Consider the following 17638-nt stretch of genomic DNA (forward strand, 5'->3'; position numbering starts at 1 on the left):
TCATCCGTCATTCTTCGAGGATCGTCACAGTGGCGGTGGTCCCGGCCCGCAAAGGAGGCGCCTCGGCAGCCTGGGGCTCCAGGCGCAGGCGTACCGGCACGCGCTGGGCCAGCTTGACCCAGGTGTAGTTCGGGTTGACGTTGGCCAGCAGGCGGTTGCCCGGCTGGTTCTCACGGTCGGTGATGGCGTAGGCGATGCTCTCCACCGTGCCCTGCAACGCCTGGCCATTCATCAGCACGATGCGCGCCCGACTGCCGACGGCGATGCGCGGCAGCTTGGTCTCTTCGAAGTAGCCACTGACATGGAACGAATCGCTGTCCACCAGCGCCAGCAACGCGGCCCCCGGTTGCGCGAAGTCGCCCTGACGGGTCAGCAGGTTGGTGACATGACCATTGACCGGCGCCAGCACCTCGGTGCGCTGCAGGTCGAGCTGTGCCTGTTCCAGCGTGGCTTCGGCCAGTTGCACATTGGCTTGCGCCAGGCCGAGGCTGGACTGCTCGCGCAGCAGGTCGGCCTGGGCCACAGCCACATCAGTCTTGGACTTTTCCCACTCCTCGGCGGAAATGGCCGACAGTGACTGCAGCTTGCCGCGGCGCTGTTCCTCGCTACGCCGCTGCTTGAGCAACGCCTGGTTGGCAACGATGTTCGCCTGCGACTGCCCCAAGGCTGCCCGTGCCACCTCGACCGCGCGCCGGGCATGCAGCACGGCCAGTTCATAGCGCGCCGGGTCGATGCGCAACAGCAGGTCGCCCTTGTGCACGAACTGATTGTCCCGCACCGGCAGGGCGACGATCCGGCCGCTGACCTCCGCCGCCAGGGTGACCACATCGGCCCGCACCCGTGCGTCGCGGGTCCAGGGCGCCTGGGTATAGTGCGTCCAGGCCAGCCAGCCCAGCACGATGGCAACGGCCAGCATGACCAGGGTCAGGCTGCGCGACAACAGTGGCTTGATCGACGACATCTACCTGCTCACTCCCATCCACAACAACAAGGCCGCGCAAATCGCGGTGTACAAGGCACCTTGGAACAGCGCCGGATGCCAGACGAATGCCAGCACGCCCACCCGGCGCAACAAGGCATCGACCAGCACAAACAACGGCAGCGCCAGCAGCAGCGCCTGGGCGATGGGCGGCAGGTAGACCCCGCCCACCTCGAAATCAATGGGCATTGGCCACCTCCGGCAACAGCCGCGATCGTTCAGCTTCCAGCACCTGGCGATAACGCGCCAGCAACTGTCCGGCCACCGCCAGTGCCACCCGCAGGATGAACAGTCGGCGCAAGGCGTCACGCCCCATCTGCCCTGACGCGCCATGCAGGGCATCGAGCAACTGCGCCTGATCGTCCAGTTCCCGCAACAGCGGATCAAGCGCCACCGCGCCCTGGCCACCGACGAAGTCGGCGACGCCCTGCAGGCTTTCCCGCAAGCGTGTGCGGGTCGCCGCCGGCAACGCCAGGTCACTGTTGCACAAGGCACGCGCCTGGCCCAGGGCGATGGCCAGCGCCGGGCATACCAGCGCGCACTCGACACGCTCGCGCGAGGTCATGTCCGCAGCGGCCGGCAACAGACCAATCAGCGCCGACAGGCGATCAAGCAGCAGGCTCTCGAAGGCGAACTGCCCGGCCAGCGAACCGCTCCCGAGCACCTGGCGGCGCACATCCTCACGGGTCTGGCGAAACAATCGGGCGATGCGTTTCTGCGCATTGAACGGAAAGACCAGCGCGAACACGGCCATCGCCAGCACCCCGGCCACCAGGTAGCCACCGGCGAACTCGAACCACTGGATATCGCTGTTGTGATAGGCCCCGATATTCTGCGGCCCGATCATCAACAGGCTGATCAGACCGATGCCCATGCCGATCCCCGCGGTCATCGGGTTGGCCAGGCCGACCGCCGCCAGGTACAGCAACGGTGCCAGGCACAGGGCAAGCATCTCGAAGTCGGTGAACAGCGGCAGCAGGGCGAACTGATAAAGCGCGGACAAGCCCATGCCCACCAACAGCCCGCGGTTGTAGTTCTGGCTGGCCAGCAGCGGTCGAGGCAAGGTCGCCATCAGCGAACACATCACGCCCATCAGGATCACCGCCGAACGCGCGCCATCCCAGGCGCTCTCGATCCACAACCCGCCAATCAGCAACAGGGCCAGGCAGGCGCGCACGGCGTTCATCGCCGCCAGCGGCCAGTCCAGGTGCAAGGCGCTGGCGCGCCCCTGCTGCTGGGGACAACTGGCCAGACGGCCCTGCTGGATCGCCTCGTTCAGCTCGATCAGCTCGTCCAGTTGCTGCAGCAGGCGCGCCTGCTCCCAGCGCAAGGCCCAGGCCAGGGCGCGCAGGTGCGGGGGCAATGGCTCATTGAGAAACTCCGCACGGTCGGCGGCGTCATCGAAGCCCTTGTGCAGGGTGCGCAGGGCCTCGCGATCCGCTGCCGAGAGCGCCATACCGTCACGTGCCAGCGCATCCAGGCTCGCCAGTTCGGCGTCGCGCAGCAGCTGGATATCCGCGGGCAGCGGCCCCTGCCAGTGCGCCTTGATCAGTTCACGCTGCTGGCGCAGCACCAGCAGTCGCGAAACCAGCAGCACCAGCTGGTTGGCGAACAGTTGCACCAGTCCATCGCCGCTGCGCAGGTGCGGGGCATCGAAGTACAGGTGCCGACGCAACCCCTCCAGCGCGCTGACCTCGGCGATCAACCGGGCCTGACGCTGACCGAATGCGGCCTCGTCCTCTTCGGTGCGGATCACCTCGGCGGCATGCTGGGCGATCAGTTTCAGCAGGCTGTCGACTTTGGCGAAATAGCTGTTGGCCACCGCCTGCGGGCGGGCCGTCAGCAGGCTGACCACGGCCACGCAGGCCACCGCCAGCAAGGTCTCGGTAACCCGTGTAACGGCCAGCATGAAGGTGCCCTCGGGCTCGGGTACGGCCAGCATGGCCACCACCACCGCGGTAAAGCCGCTGAGCACGAAGGCATGGGAATCGGTATAGCGCAGCAAGGTGCCACCGGCGGTGCACAGCCCCAGCCACAGCGCCAGGCTGACCAGCAGGGTGTACGGCATCTGCGCGAACAACGCCATCAGCAGCACGGCCACCGCCGCGCCGACCACGGTGCCGAGCACCTGCGCGAGGCTGCGCTTGAGGGTCATGCCGGCCAGCGGCAGGCTGATGATGATCACTGTCATCAGCGCCCATTTCGGTTGTTCCAGGTCGAACAGGAACGCCAGGTAGAGACACAGCAGGCCCGCCACCACCGTGCGCAGCGCGAACAGCAGCACATCGCGTCCGGGGCGCAGGGCAAGCCTGAAATAGGCAATCAGTGGAGCCATCCATTACCTCGTAACCGACAAGGCGGGTCCGGGCCCCGGCACCGGGGCCCGGACACACCGTCACTTGGCCAGCTTGCTGTAGCTGGTCATCAGGTTACGGTAGTCGGGAATATGGTTGGAGAACAACGTGCCCAGCCCTTCGATGTCGTTGCGCCAGTCGCGGTGCAGCTCGCAGGCCACGCCGAACCAGGTCATCAACTGCGCACCGGCGGCCTCCATGCGACGCCAGGCCGAGTCGCGGGTCAGTTCGTTGAAGGTGCCGGAGGCGTCGGTGACCACGAACACATCGAAACCCTCCTCCAGCGCCGACAGCGCCGGGAAAGCCACGCACACCTCGGTGACCACGCCGGCGATGATCAGCTGCTTCTTGCCGGTGGCCTTCACCGCCTTGACGAAGTCCTCGTTGTCCCAGGCGTTGATGTTGCCGGGGCGGGCGATGTAGGGCGCATCGGGGAACTGCTCCTTGAGCTCGGGCACCAGCGGGCCGTTGGGACCGGTCTCGAAGCTGGTGGTGAGGATGGTCGGCAGCTTGAAGTATTTGGCCAGGTCGGCCAGCGCCAGCACGTTGTTCTTGAACCGGTCCGGGTCGATATCGCGCACCAGCGACAGCAAACCAGTCTGGTGATCGACCAGCAGGACTGCGGCGTTGTTCTTGTCCAGACGCTTGTATTGGAATGCCATGGTGGATCTCCTTGCTTGGATAGGGAACAGCCAGGTTCAGTTGCGTTGCGAGTCTAGTTGCTCATGACCGGTGACGACGGCCTGGGCCTTGGTGTAGCTCTCGATCAGCAGTTGGTAGTGCGGGAACACCGCGCTGTAGGCCTCGGCCCACTGGGCGGCGTCCGGACGGTTCCAGGTGCGTTGGACCTCGGAGCAGACGGCGGCGGTGTCCATCGGCACCACGCCGGCCTGGACCACCCGCGCCAGGGTCACTTCCTGGGCCATCTTGGAGTAGGTGCCTGACGCATCGATGACAGCGAACACCTGGTAGCCGGCGGCCACCGCGCTGATGCTGGGGAAGGCCATGCAAACGCTGGTGATGGTACCGGCTATGATCAGCTGCTTGCGCCCGGTGGCCTTCACCGCGGCGACAAACTCGGGATTGTCCCAGGCGTTGATCTCACCCTTGCGGGCCACGTATTGCGCATGTGGCGCGGCCTCGTGGATTTCCGGGATCAACGGGCCGTTGGGGCCCTGGGGTACCGAGGCGGTGGTGATGACCGGGATCTTCGCCAGGCTGGCGACCTTGGCCAGGGTGATGGCATTGGCCCGCAGCTCGGTCATGGGCATGTCCTTGACCGTCTGGAACAGGCCGCTCTGGTGGTCGATCAGCAGCATGGTGGCGTTGTCGGGGTCGATGCGTGGCACCTGGCCTTCGAAGTTGGCGGCTTGCGAGAAATTGCTCATCGTTCTCTCCTTCAGGTGTGGAGAACAGGCCATCCTGGCCGCTGCGGTCTGGCCGCGCCCCACACATCCACAGTGGGGACTATGAGAGTAGGCAACGCAGGCTGAACGAAGCGACCGTCAGTCGGCGAGCCGTGGGAGATGCCCGTGCGGCCTGGGGCCAGACGGGCGACAGGGCTAACGGTAGAGAGGAGAGACGCGGGCCGGTAGACCCATGGGTGAACCCTCAGAGTTGCGCTGGGGGAACGATGATGAAGTGCCTGCCCCAATCACCAGCCTGATGGATCGGCAACTTTTAGCAGCGCTACTTGGTCGGTTACTTGGTCGGTTACTTGGTCGGTCAGCCCATTGGTTCACGATTTCCTGAACTGATTATTTGCCCACAGCGATTTTTCCCCTCGCCCACCGCCACCAGAATCGCTTCACCAACAATCACAATAAACCGTGAGGCCACTCCCGTGGACCAGACACTCCAGGTACGGCAGGCCGCCGCCGACCTCGTCGCCGCCTTCGCCAGCAACGACAGCGCCCGCTACTTCGCCTGCTTCAGCGAAGACGCCACCTTTCTCTTCCACACCGTGCCGCAACCGCTGCTGTCACGCCGCGCCTACGAAGAACTCTGGGCCAGCTGGCAGGCGGGCGGATTCGCCGTGCTCGGCTGTGAGTCCAGCAACGCGCAGGTGAGCCTGAAGGGCGACGTGGCGATCTTCATGCACGATGTAGCCACGCGCCTGCGCGTGGCCGGCGAAACCCTCGACCTGAACGAGCGCGAGACCATCGTCTTCCGCTTGCACGGGGAACGCTGGCTGGCCTGCCACGAGCACCTGTCGGTCATCTCGCCGGCCTGATTCCCTTAAGCGGCCCTGCCGCACTGCCATCGCACCCACAACAAGGCCGCCCGACGGCCGACAACATTCGCGCTGGAGCACCACCATGAGCCACTCGACCGGTATCGAGACCAATGGCGTCGAACAGATCCCCGACGATCAACGCGACGCCGCCCCGCTGGACCTGTTCCGCCTGATCTTCGGCGGCGCCAACACCTTCGCCACCGCCGTGCTGGGCAGCTTCCCGGTGCTGTTCGGGCTGTCATTCCAGGCCGGGGTCTGGGCGATTTTGCTCGGCGTCGGCGTGGGCGCGCTGATCCTCGCGCCGATGGGCCTGTTCGGCGCGCTCAACGGCACCAACAACGCGGTATCGTCCGGCGCGCACTTCGGCGTGCACGGGCGTATCGTCGGCTCGTTCCTGTCGTTGCTGACCGCCGTGGCGTTCTTCTCGCTGTCGGTGTGGAGCTCGGGCGATGCCCTGGTCGGCGGCGCCAAGCGCCTGGTCGGCCTGCCGGAAACCGACCTGACCCTGGGCCTGGCCTACGGCCTGTTCGCGGTGCTGGTGCTGGTGGTGTGCATCTTTGGTTTTCGCTTCATGCTGTGGGTCAACAAGATCGCGGTGTGGGCCTCGAGCCTGCTGTTCCTGCTGGGTATCTTCGCCTTCGCCGGGCCCTTTGACGCGGGCTACGCCGGCAGCGTCAACCTCGGCCAGGCCGGTTTCTGGGCGGCGTTCGTCGGCGCGGCGATCCTGGCCATGAGCAACCCGGTGTCGTTCGGCGCGTTCCTCGGCGACTGGTCGCGTTATATCCCGCGCGAAACCGCCAAGTCACGCATCATGCTGGCGGTGATCCTGGCCCAGGCCGCCACGCTGATCCCGTTCCTGTTCGGCCTGTGCACCGCCACCCTGGTGGCCAGCCAGGCGCCGGACTACATCGCCGCCAACAACTACGTCGGCGGCCTGCTGGCGATCTCGCCGGGCTGGTTCTTCCTGCCGGTGTGCCTGATCGCGGTGATCGGCGGCATGTCCACCGGCACCACGGCGCTGTATGGCACCGGCCTGGACATGTCCAGCGTGTTCCCGCGCCTGCTCAGCCGCGCCGCCGCCACCCTGCTGATCGGCGTGCTGGCCATCGGCTTCATCTTCGTCGGCCGCTTTACCTTCAACCTGGTGCAGAGCGTGTCGACCTTCGCCGTGCTGATCATCACCTGCACAAGCCCGTGGATGGTGATCATGATCCTCGGCCTGATCACCCGCCGCGGCTTCTACCACGCCGACGACCTGCAGGTGTTCACCCGTGGCCAGCAGGGCGGTCACTACTGGTTCGACCATGGCTGGAACTGGCGCGGCATGGGCGCGTGGGTCCCCAGCGCGGCCATCGGCCTGTGCTTCGTCAACCTGCCCGGGCAGTTCGTCGGCCCGCTGGGCGAACTGGCCGGCGGCATCGACCTGAGCCTGCCGGTGACCCTCGGCATCGCCGCCGTGCTGTACCTGATCCTGCTCAACCTGTTCCCTGAACCCGCTGGCGTGTACGGCCCCCGTGGCCCGCGCTGGGTGCGCTGCAAAAGTACGCCCGTAAAGCCCGTGACCACCGCCGAAATGGCCTGACTGGAATCCGACCATGACCACACCTCACTACATCGACGGCCGCTGGGTCGAAGGCCAGGGCAGCGACTGCATCGTTGTGCACAACCCGTCCGACGGTCAGCCGTTCGCCGAACTGATGGCCGCCAGCAGCGCCCAGGTCGACCAGGCCGTGGCCGCCGCGCGCCGTGCTCTGGCATCGTGGAAGACGGTCAGCGCCGCCGAGCGCGCCACCTACCTGCGCGGCTTCGCCGAACAGCTGGGTCAGCGCCGCGACGAACTGATCGCCCTGCAGATGCGCAACAACGGCAAGCCGCGCCACGAGGCCGAAATCGACCTGGACGACGCCATCGCCACCTTCGCCTATTACGCAGACCTCGCCGAGCAACTGCCGGCGAAGAACCGCGACGTGCCCCTGGCCGCGCCGGGCTTCACTGCCCGCACCCGTCTGGAACCGGTGGGCGTGGTCGGCCTGATCGTGCCGTGGAACTTCCCGCTGGTGACCAGTGCCTGGAAGCTCGCCCCGGCCCTGGCGGCCGGCTGCACCGTGGTGCTCAAACCTTCCGAGGTCACCCCGCTGATCGAGCAGGCCTACGGCCAGATCGCCGAGGTGCTGGGCCTGCCGGCCGGCGTGCTGAACATCGTGGGCGGCAAGGCCGAGACCGGCGCCGCCCTGAGTGGCCACAACGGCCTGGACAAGCTGTCGTTCACCGGCAGCAACGGCGTTGGCAGCCAGGTGATGCGCGCCGCCGCCGCCCAGTGCCGGCCGGTGACGCTGGAGCTGGGCGGCAAGTCGGCCATCGTGGTGTTCGACGATTGCGATGTCGACCAGGCGGTGGAGTGGATCGTCGCCGGCATCACCTGGAACGCCGGGCAGATGTGCTCGGCCACCTCGCGCCTGCTGGTGCAGGACGGCATCGCCGACGCCCTGCTGCCGCGCTTGCAGGCGGCGCTGGAAGCATTGCGCGTGGGCAACCCGCTGGCGGAAGAAGTGGACATGGGACCGCTGACCAGCCAGGCGCAGTGGCTCAAGGTCGCCGGCTATTTCGCCACCGCCCGCGAAGAGGGCCTGAAGTGCCTGGCCGGCGGCAAGGCGCTGGACCGTGACGGCTGGTTCGTCAGCCCGACGCTGTACGTGGATGTGCCAGTGAGCAGCCGCCTGTGGAGCGAGGAGATCTTCGGCCCGGTGCTCTGCGCACGGCGCTTCGGCAACGAGGCTGAGGCCATCGCCCAGGCCAACGACAGCCGTTTCGGGCTGGTGGCCACCGTCTGCTCCGCCGACCTGGAGCGCGCCGAGCGCGTGGCCGACGCGCTGGAGGTCGGGCATGTGTGGATCAACTCGGTGCAGGCGGTGTTCGTCGAGACCTCGTGGGGCGGGACCAAGGGCAGCGGGATTGGGCGAGAGCTTGGGCCTTGGGGGCTTTCGGGGTATCAGTCGGTGAAGCATGTGACGCGGTGTTTGGGGTGAGTAGCTGAGCCCTTTCACAGGGTGCGTGAGGCTGGCAGGTGTTCGACGGCAGCCTTGCAGCGCCTGCGAGATCGAGCGCCGCCCGCGCGGCGCATCGCGACGCAAGGCCGCTCCCACATTTGTTGCAACGTACCGAACCTGTCAGGCCATGGTTGCCCGCCTTGGTGCCTGTCTTGAGACAGGTGAGGCGCCAGTGGTGCCTACACTGAAACCGCGTCGTACCAACAAGGCGGACCCGGTAATGGCACAGGATTGACTGGCCCGAAACAGATGTAGGAGCGGCCTTGCGTCGCGATGCGCCGCGCGGGCGGCGCTCGATCTCGTAAGCGCCTCAAAACAAACGTCGTACACCTGGACGCCGGCACGCGACAGTCTTCAGTATCCTCGAAAGCCCAGCCCTCCATTCCCATCGAGGGCCAAGCCCGCTCCCACGACAACCCGCGCTACTTCTGCCCAGCCTCATTGATCCAGCGGGCAATGGCGCACTTGCGATCTGATCTTTTGCATCACCTGCCACACTCAAATCCAACGCTTCGGCCTACTCAAAAGGTTTTGAAGGCATTGGTTTTCCTTGGGTGGGTAATATCCGAGGTTGTCGATGAACGCTTCAAACATCTCATCACCGACCACGAATGGCTGAGGCTCCAATTCATCCACCTCCGAGACAGGATTGTTCGGCCTTTCGTCATACGCAAGATTCGTGTCTTTCAAAATCACCTCCTTGGAAGCAATGACCAGAACCACATCGCCAGGCCAATCATTCTGGCCAATCTCAGAGCGATAAAAACCCTGCCTGTGCAAATCAGCCTTGCCTGTCAGAGATTTCCGAACCTGAAACAAAGTGCTTCAAAGCAGAACAGCTTGGGAATTACCCTACGCACGCTGCCGACGCGTCTGAATTGTCGAGGACCAACAGCAGGACTAACTTCCCTAGGTCGTCTTACCGGCGACCAGGGGTGAGAGCCTGCCACCGTCGAAATGAAGCACGCAGCACTGCCATGGCGGCTGTGCGCGGGCAGGCCCAGGCCTGGCCGGCATTTGCTCATTTCGACCGGTCTCTCACCCCGCGTACGGCTGCCACCCTCATCCTGTGAGAGGGATCTGGAGGCGGCACCTTTCCAATCGAAATGAGTGCTTCCCATGAAAAAGATCGTTCCTGATCCACCCCCTGCCAAACCGCTCAACCGCCCCTTCTTCACCATCAACGACGATATGCCCACCACCGAGGCGCTGCTTCACGCCATCCAGCTGATGCGTGGTATCGAAGACACCATCGACGAGTACTGCTGCGCCCTGGCCGGCGAACCCGGACTGGGAATGCTGGTGAACGCCGCGCACAACGTGCAGATGGGGCGGGCGTTGGCGGAACATGCGCTGAACCGCTGCTCTTGCGGCTGACGCCAGGAGACCTGCCCTGCACGATCCCTGTAGGAGCGGCCTTGTGTCGCGAAAGGGGCGCGAAGCGGCCCCAGGGTCTGCGCCACAAGACAGATCGCCGGGGCCGCTTCGCGGCACAAGGCCGCTCCTACACAGGCAGGTGTAATTCCCGAACACGCGGCCCCGGCACCCCGTGACTTTTGCCCCGCCCTGCGAAGTCACACCTCCTGGTAGCCCCACAATCACAACACCAGGCCAGCCCACCCATGCATCCTCTTCGCACCGCCCTGCACAACGAACTGCACGCCCGCCCGTCGCTGTATTTCGACGACCCGGCGCATGTCTACCACCTTGCCGTGCTCGGCGACGCCAACGCCTGCCAGGCCCTGCTGCAACGCTGCTGCCCCGAGGCCCCCGACACCCATTCGGCCCAGGGCATCACCCGGCTGGACGGCCACCCGTTCAAGTGGGAACGCCACACCGAATTCTTCACCCTGACCCTGGTGGTGCCCTGCACGACCCACGACAGCGACTGGCAACCCCTGCCCGCCGTGCTCGCCGAGGCCATCGCCCCACAGGCGGCGCAGGTGATCAACGCCGTGCAGGTGCTGGTACGCGACGAGAAGGACCTGGACCTCGCCCGTTATGGCTTCAAGGACCCCTGCGGCTCCAGCGTCGGCGGTGGCGATGCGGTGGTGTGGAGCGATTTCCGCCTGACCGAGGACGGCACCAACCGCTTGCTGTTCATCAACCGCCGGCTCAACGCCTATCGCCAGGGCCGCATGATCCGCCGCCTGCTGGAGATCGAGACCTACCGCATGATGGCCTCGCTGACCCTGGACACGGCCAAGGCATTGAGCCAAGAGCTGGACGGTTTCGACGCCACCCTGGTGAGCCTTTCCGAACGCGGCGCCAGCAGCGCGGCCCACGATTCCAAGGCCCTGCTCGAAGCCATCGCCCACCTGTCGCGCCAGGTGGTCGACCGCACGGTGCAGACCCGTCACCGCTTCGGCGCCAGCCAGGCCTATGCGCAACTGGTGTTCGAACGCCTGGGCGAGCTGCGTGAGAGCCATGTCGCCGACTGCCAGCGCCTGGGGGTGTTTATCGAGCGGCGATTCAAGCCGACCCTGCGCTACTGCGTTGCCACCGAGCAGCGACTGGAGCAGCTGGCGAAGAACGTCGCCAACCTGGGCGACCTGCTGCAGGCGCGGGTGCAGGTGGAGATGGAGGAGCAGAACGCCGAAATCCTGCGCAGCCTCAATGCCCGGGCCGACGCCCAGGTGAAGATCCAGCGGGCGGTGGAAGGCTTGTCGATCATTGCCATCACCTATTACCTGCTGAACCTGTTCAAGCTGCTGTATGGCGGGTTGAATGTGCTGGGGGCGGGACTGACGGCGCGGGAGGCGATGCTGGGCATGGCGCCGGTGGCGGGGTTGGTGCTGCTGGTGATCCTGATGAGGATTCGGCGGGCCAAGCAACATTGAAAACGGCGCGGAGCCAACCCGCGTCATCAATTCTTGCACGATTTCTGTAGGAGCGGCCTTGTGCCGCGAAAGGGCCGCGTAGCGGCCCCAGATTTCAGTGTTGAGCAAAGATCTCGGGGCCGCTTTGCGGCCCTTTCGCGGCACAAGGCCGCTCCTACAAGAGCCGAGATGGCCTCACGCCGGCTCGTCGGCCGGTCGCCCATTTTCCTGCACCAACACCATGCTCTGCGGCGACGACAGTGCAATGCCTTCGTCTCGCAAACGCCCGAGGATGGTGAACAGCAGGTCGCTGCGCGTGCCCGACACCTGCCGGGGCGACGCCACGTAACCGCTCACACCGATCACCATGCCGCTGCTCGTCAGGTCCTTGAAAGTCACCGACGTGGCCGGCGCATCAAGGATCGACTCATGCTCCTTGTACGCCGCCAGCAGCAGCTCGCGCACATGGTTGGCATCGGTTTCCAGCGGCAGCGTCAGGGTAACGCTGACCACCCCCAGGGCATTGGCCATGGTCACGTTGCGCACGTTCTGCGAGATGAACTGCGAGTTGGGCACGATCACCGTCGAGCGGTCGGACATCTGGATTTCGGTGGCGCGCACGTTGATCCGGCGAATATCACCCTCGACACCGGCCAGGCTCACCCAGTCGCCCACCTTCACCGGACGCTCGGTGAGCAGGATCAGGCCGGAGATGAAGTTCTGCACGATCTGCTGCAGGCCGAAACCGATACCCACCGACAGCGCACTGACCACCCAGGTCAGGCTGGTCAGGTTGATGTGCAGGGTGGACATCACCAGCATGGCCAGGAACAGGAAGCCCAGGTAACCGACCAGGGTCACCAGCGAGGCACGCATGCCGGCGTCCATGTCGGTCTCCGGCAGCAGGCGCTCGCTCAGCCAGCGCTTGACCACGCGGATGGCGAACCAGCCACCGAGGAAGATCGCCACGGCCAGGAAGATGTCCTGGGGCACGATGTTCAGGTTGCCCAGCACCTTGCCGCCGGTGCCGTCCCAGTCCGCCAGGCTCAGCAGCAGCTCGCCCGGGCTGGTGCCCGAAGGCATGAACACCAGCAACGCGGCGGCGAACAGCAGCAGCGTGCGGCCGATGCCCGCCAGCACGGTGCTGGCCTGGGCCTGGTGGCGTTGCTGCAGGCCGAGCGCCGAGGCCAGCGCCAGGCCACCGGGCTGGCGCGGCGACAGCAGGGTTTCGCACAAATCGCCGAACACCGTGACCAGCAGGTAGGCACAGACCACCACCACGCTGATCCACAGCAGCTTGGCGGTAAGGAAGTAGGCCAGCGTCAGGTAGCCGGCCAGCAGGGTCAGCAGGATCGCCAGCACCCACACCACGATCACGAACGGGATCAGCCCGGCCAGGCCCTTGGGGCGTTCCAGGTCATGCTGGCGGTGGGCACGGCGATAGCGCAGCAGGGCCACGACGAACAGCAGCGATACCACCAGCGCGGTCAGGCCGTTGGTGGCCAGGGTCAGCGCCAGGCTGGTGCCGATCACGCTGTTGATGCGCTCCTGGGTCAGCAGCACCATCAGCGCCAGGGCCAGGACCTTGGGGAACCAGCCCAGGGCACTGGCCACTTCGTCGGCGATCGGCGGCAGGCGCCAGGACGGACGCTGCAACATCAGCATGGCGCGGCCCAGGCCCGAAATGAAGGCACTGAAGATCACCAGGGTGAGGATGTGGTTGGTCAGGCTGGCGAGGTCCGTGCCAAGGTCCGCACTGCTCTCCAGGCCCCAGCGCAGCAACGACACCGAGCCTGAGATGGTGCCCAGGGTCGCCAGGCTGACACTCAGCGCCAGGGCGCTGCGGCGCAGGCGGCCTTCGGGCAGCCAGCGGATCATCGCGTCGGCCAGCAGTCGCTCCAGCACTCGCCGCACCAGGGTCCAGACCAGTACCGCCGCCACCAGAGCTGTGATGAACAGCCAGCGGTGCTCGGCGCTGAAGGCGCTGGCCATGGCGTCCGACACCTCGCCACGCAGGTCGCGCAAGCGCGCCACATCATCGTCGGTGGGTCGGATCAGGCTCGACCAGAACGCCGGGCTCAACGGGCTGGCGGCACGGCTGGTGATCTGCGAGTTGAACAGGCTGCGGCGCAGGTTGACGATCTGCGTCGACAGGTCACGGGCCGACTGGGTCAGCGTGGTGGCGTCCTTCTGCTCGGCGACCACCTTGTTCTTCTCGTCGTTGAGCTGCTTGCGCTGGCGAGTCAGGCTCTCGGCCTCCTCGGCCATCGGCGGGCCAAGCACGTTGAGCTGGTCGTCCAGGCGCTGCACGTCGGCGGTGCGCTGGGTGACCAGCACATCGGCCTGGCGCTGCACCTGCAAGGCCGACTGGCGCAACTGCGCGAGCAGGTCGTCGTTGGCGTTGCTGGTGACGCCCTGGCGGATCTGGTCGAGCCGTTCGCTCAACTCCTCCAGGCTGGCGTTCTCGTCCAGCACCTGCTGCTCGGCCACGGCCAGGCGCGATACCGGCGTGGCCGGCTGGGCCCAGGCCGGCACGGCCAGGCACAACAGCAGGGCGAAAATCCCCGCATAGAATCGGTCAAGGCTGACACGCCTCATCGAATGTTCCTCTACACAACTCGACAGGGCGTGAATTCTACGCGGTCTGGAGGCTCAGGAGAGTGCCGTCTCTCGGTCCAGCAGCTGGCGCTTGCGTTCGATGCCCCAACGGTAGCCGCTGAGGTCGCCGTCGCGGCGCACCACCCGGTGGCAGGGAATGGCCACGGCGATCGCGTTGGCCGCGCAGGCCTGGGCCACCGCCCGCACGGCCTTGGGCGCGCCGATGCGCTCGGCGATGTCGGTGTAGCTGACCGTGGTCCCGGCCGGCACCTCGCGCAGCGCCTGCCAGACCCGCTCCTGGAACGCGGTGCCCTGCACATCCAGCGGCAGTGCCAGGCCCAGGGCCGGCGCCTCGACGAAGCCGATCACCTCGGCCACCAGGCGCTCGAAGGCATCATCGCCGCCGATCAGCTGGGCCTTGGGGAATTTGTCCTGCAAATCCTTGAGCAAGGGCTCGGGCTCGTCACCGAGCAGGATCGCGCAGATGCCCCGCTCGCTCTGGGCCACCAGGATCGCGCCGAGAGCGCATTGGGCCAGGGCGAAGCGGATGGTCGCGCCCTGGCCGCCGGCACGGTATTCCCTGGGGCGCATGCCCAGGCGCTCGCCGGCGCTTTCGTAGAAGCGGCTGTTGGAGTTGTAGCCGGCGTCGAAGATGGCTTCGGTGACGCTGCCGGCGGCGTCCAGGCGCTCGCGCAGACGCTGGGCGCGGAAGGCCGAGGCGTAGGCCTTGGGGGTCAGGCCGGTCTCAGCCTTGAACAGGCGGTGCAGGTGGAACGGGCTGACGTTCAGCTCGCTGCCGAGCTGGTCGAGGTTGGGTGCGTTTTCGCTGGCCTCGATCAGGCGGCAGGCGCGGGCCACCAAGTCTGTGCGCCGGCTGCCCTGCCCGCCCTTGCAGCGCTTACACGGGCGGTAGCCGGCGGCCTCGGCCTGGGCGGCGGCGCTGAAGAACTCGACGTTCTCGCGCTTGGCCAGGCGCGACTTGCAGGCGGGCTGGCAATACACGCCGGTGGTGCGCACGGCGTAGACGAAATGGCCGGTGGCGGCTGTGTCGCGGGCCTGCACGGCGTGCCAGCGTTCGGCGTCGGTGGTGTAGGTGGTCGGGGCGGGCTTCATCAGGGGCCTCTCCTGGGATTCGATACCGTCAGCCTGGCAGGGTGGATGATGCGTGGAACTCCGATTCTTGCGGTGTTTTCACGGGCCCTATCGCGGGGCAAGCCCGCTCCCACGAGAGCATGGTCCATCTTTGTGGGAGCGGGCTTGCCCCGCGATAGGGCCATGCAGGCGGACGACACTTCAAGCCCGCCACAGGTACCAGGCCGCCACGGTGCGATGAGGGCTCCACGCCCCGCCCAATACCCGCATCTGCGCAGGTGTCGGCGCCTTGTCCAGCCCCTTCATGCGCCGATACCCCTCGCGCACGCCAAAATCATCCACCGGCAGGATATCCGATCGTTCCAGGCTGTAGATCAGCAGCATTTCCACGGTCCAGCGCCCCACCCCGCGCAACGCCACCAGGCGTTCGACCAATGCGGCATCCGACATGCGCAGCGCCTCGTCCCGGCTGGGCACCACGCCCGCCACACGCGCCTGGGCGATCCCGTGAACCGTGGCGATCTTGCTCGCGGAGAACCCACAGGCGCGCATCGCCTCCGGCGTCACCGCCAGCAACTGTTCGGGCGCGGGAAACGCCCCCTCCGCAAACAGCGCCAGCAATCGCCCGAGGATCGCCTCGGCCGCCCGCGCGTGCAACTGCTGGTAGGCGATGGCCCGCACCAGCGCCTCGTACGGCTCGCGCCCGGGCGTGGCACGGTGCAGGCAAGGCCCCACGGCGGCAATATGCCGCGCCCAGTCCGGGTCCTGCCCGGCCAGCCAGGCGGCGGCATCGTCAAAGGCCTGCGGGGAAAGGTCTGCAAGGATCATCAAGGGCATTCGCTCACGTCACGATCCTCCAGCCTAGCGCAACCGTTCATCGGTGAAACGCTCAATCTTGCTCATCGAATTACTGGCATACCATTGATCCGCCCGCAACGCCCCGCATAGAATTGAGAACTATTAACAATCACATTATCCGGGCAGGCTCTCCAGACGATGCAGATCGAAGACACGCTGAAACCGGCCGAGGTCGATCTGCTCTATCAGGCGCACCACCGCTGGCTGCGCGGCTGGCTCGGTGCCCGGGTCGGCTGCCGGGAGCACGCCGCGGACCTGGCCCAGGACACCTTCGTGCGCCTGCTCAAGGCGCGCCAGGTCTCGCCGCTCAAGGAGCCACGGGCCTACCTGAGCAGCATCGCCCGCGGCCTGATGATCGACCAGTTCCGCCGTCGCGCCCTGGAAAAAGCCTACCTCGAGAGCCTGGCCAACCTGCCCGAGCTTGAAGCCCCCAGCGAGGAACAGCGCCTGCTGATCCTCGACACCCTCGAACGCCTCGACCGCGCCCTGCAACGCCTCAAGCCACGGGTGCGCCAGGCGTTCCTGCTGGCCCAGCTCGACGGCCTCACCCTCACCCAGGTCGCGCAACGCCTGGACGTCTCCCGGGCCACGGTCGAGCGCGACCTGGCCAAGGCCCTGGGTGTCTGCTACCGGATCCGCTACGCCGATGCCTGACCAAAACCCGACCCAGGCCCAGGTCGACCAGGCCATCGAATGGCTGGTGAAACTGCGCTACGACAGCCCCGGCCCACGCAGCGAGCAGCAGTTCCAGCGCTGGCTGGCCAGCCACCCGCAGCATGCCCAGGCCTGGCAGCGGGTCAGCAGCCTCGGCGACGAACTGGCCAGCCTGCCCGCCGAGCTGAGCCGTCAGACCCTGGCCGGCAGCGAACGCCGCCGCATGAGCCGGCGCGACCACCTCAAGCTGCTGTCGCTGCTGGCGCTCGGCGCCAGCGTCGGCTGGGCCGCGCGCGAGCCCCTGGGCCTGCCGGCGCTGATGGCCGACAGCCGTACAACCACCGGCGAGCGCCGCGAGCTGCTGGCCAGCGACGGCAGCCTGGTCCGCCTGAACACCGCCAGCGCCATCGACCTGCGCTACAGCGCCGAGCAGCGCCGGCTGACCCTGCTGCGCGGTGAGGTCAGCCTGGACGGCAACGCCAACGACAACCGCCCGTTCAGCATCGACACCCGCATCGGCGCCCTGAGCACCCAGGGCGGCCAACTGCTGCTGCGGGAAAATGCCCAGGGCCTGCTGCTGGCCGTGCGCCGGGGCGAGGTGACGCTGTTCCCCGCCTCTGCCGCCGCGCATCAGGTCAAGCCCGGCGAAGTGCTGCAGGTATTCGCCCAAGGCGACTTCCAGCCCGCCACCCTGCACAACGACCCCTGGGGCTGGACCGATGGCGTGCTCAGCGTGCAACAGATGCCCCTGGGCGAGTTCATCGACGAACTGTCGCGCTACCGCCCCGGCCTGCTGCGCTGCGCGCCGGAAGTGGCCGGGCTCAAGGTCTCCGGCACCTTCCAGCTGGCCGACACCGACCAGATCCTGCTGCTGGTCGCCCGCAGCCTGCCGGTGCGCGTCGACTACCGCACACGCTTCTGGGTGAGCATCGACGCCGCCTGAAAACATCGCAAAAAATAAATGAGGTGGAATCTCATTCTCGTCCGGCCTGAAGGAAACA

General features: G+C 66.5%; 15 protein-coding genes. 7 read left to right on the top strand and 8 right to left on the bottom strand.

Going from position 1 to position 17638, the window contains the following annotated elements:
- Positions 1-7: 7 nt before the first annotated feature.
- The 5 genes from ACZ899_RS15205 to ACZ899_RS15225 are packed head-to-tail and all read right to left on the bottom strand — an operon-like array spanning position 8 to position 4721.
- On the bottom strand, positions 8-952 hold the full coding sequence (locus ACZ899_RS15205) for an HlyD family secretion protein (protein WP_110735947.1): 945 nt from the start codon (positions 950-952) through the stop codon (positions 8-10).
- Between the two features lie 9 nt (positions 953-961).
- Positions 962-1168, bottom strand: coding sequence for a DUF1656 domain-containing protein (locus tag ACZ899_RS15210; RefSeq protein WP_110735900.1), 207 nt, complete (start codon positions 1166-1168; stop codon positions 962-964).
- The gene (locus tag ACZ899_RS15215) at positions 1158-3314 is read right to left on the bottom strand and encodes an FUSC family protein (RefSeq protein ID WP_234561332.1); all 2157 of its coding nucleotides are present in this window, start codon (positions 3312-3314) and stop codon (positions 1158-1160) included. Before ACZ899_RS15215 ends, ACZ899_RS15210 begins: the two co-directional genes overlap by 11 nt.
- Positions 3315-3374: 60 nt before the next feature.
- A complete protein-coding gene (gene ycaC / locus ACZ899_RS15220; protein WP_110735902.1) occupies positions 3375-3995 on the bottom strand; it encodes an isochorismate family cysteine hydrolase YcaC in 621 nt (206 codons plus the stop codon).
- A gap of 36 nt (positions 3996-4031) precedes the next feature.
- The gene (locus ACZ899_RS15225) at positions 4032-4721 is read right to left on the bottom strand and encodes a hydrolase (RefSeq protein ID WP_110735903.1); all 690 of its coding nucleotides are present in this window, start codon (positions 4719-4721) and stop codon (positions 4032-4034) included.
- Between the two features lie 455 nt (positions 4722-5176).
- Between ACZ899_RS15225 and ACZ899_RS15230 the strand changes: the two genes are divergently transcribed.
- From ACZ899_RS15230 to ACZ899_RS15250, 5 genes are all read left to right on the top strand, one after another.
- The gene (locus ACZ899_RS15230; RefSeq protein WP_234561331.1) at positions 5177-5566 is read left to right on the top strand and encodes a YybH family protein; all 390 of its coding nucleotides are present in this window, start codon (positions 5177-5179) and stop codon (positions 5564-5566) included.
- 85 nt (positions 5567-5651) lie between these two features.
- Complete coding sequence (locus ACZ899_RS15235) at positions 5652-7151, top strand: purine-cytosine permease family protein (RefSeq protein ID WP_110735906.1); 1500 nt, start codon at positions 5652-5654, stop codon at positions 7149-7151.
- 13 nt (positions 7152-7164) lie between these two features.
- Positions 7165-8595 (top strand): aldehyde dehydrogenase family protein, encoded by a 1431-nt coding sequence (locus ACZ899_RS15240; protein WP_186714170.1) that lies wholly within the window; start codon positions 7165-7167, stop codon positions 8593-8595.
- A 1140-nt stretch (positions 8596-9735) separates the two neighbouring features.
- Positions 9736-9993 (top strand): hypothetical protein, encoded by a 258-nt coding sequence (locus ACZ899_RS15245; protein ID WP_062572794.1) that lies wholly within the window; start codon positions 9736-9738, stop codon positions 9991-9993.
- Between the two features lie 245 nt (positions 9994-10238).
- Positions 10239-11456, top strand: a complete 1218-nt coding sequence (locus tag ACZ899_RS15250) for a DUF3422 domain-containing protein (RefSeq protein ID WP_234561330.1) — start codon at positions 10239-10241, stop codon at positions 11454-11456.
- Positions 11457-11630: 174 nt separating this feature from the next.
- Here the strand turns inward: ACZ899_RS15250 and ACZ899_RS15255 are convergent, their stop codons facing one another.
- From ACZ899_RS15255 to ACZ899_RS15265, 3 genes are all read right to left on the bottom strand, one after another.
- Positions 11631-14033, bottom strand: a complete 2403-nt coding sequence (locus ACZ899_RS15255; protein WP_234561329.1) for a DUF3772 domain-containing protein — start codon at positions 14031-14033, stop codon at positions 11631-11633.
- Between the two features lie 54 nt (positions 14034-14087).
- Positions 14088-15146 carry a bifunctional DNA-binding transcriptional regulator/O6-methylguanine-DNA methyltransferase Ada gene (gene ada / locus ACZ899_RS15260; RefSeq protein ID WP_234561328.1) on the bottom strand — a complete coding sequence of 353 codons (1059 nt, stop codon included), beginning with the start codon at positions 15144-15146 and terminating at the stop codon, positions 14088-14090.
- A gap of 180 nt (positions 15147-15326) precedes the next feature.
- Positions 15327-15953, bottom strand: coding sequence for a DNA-3-methyladenine glycosylase family protein (locus tag ACZ899_RS15265; RefSeq protein WP_234561327.1), 627 nt, complete (start codon positions 15951-15953; stop codon positions 15327-15329).
- Between the two features lie 168 nt (positions 15954-16121).
- Between ACZ899_RS15265 and ACZ899_RS15270 the strand changes: the two genes are divergently transcribed.
- Together ACZ899_RS15270 and ACZ899_RS15275 are read left to right on the top strand one after the other, a co-directional pair.
- On the top strand, positions 16122-16637 hold the full coding sequence (locus tag ACZ899_RS15270; protein WP_234561326.1) for a sigma-70 family RNA polymerase sigma factor: 516 nt from the start codon (positions 16122-16124) through the stop codon (positions 16635-16637).
- Positions 16630-17580 (top strand): FecR domain-containing protein, encoded by a 951-nt coding sequence (locus ACZ899_RS15275; RefSeq protein WP_234561325.1) that lies wholly within the window; start codon positions 16630-16632, stop codon positions 17578-17580. Before ACZ899_RS15270 ends, ACZ899_RS15275 begins: the two co-directional genes overlap by 8 nt.
- Positions 17581-17638: the final 58 nt, after the last annotated feature.

Source organism: Pseudomonas sp. TE31087 (assembly GCF_057284075.1).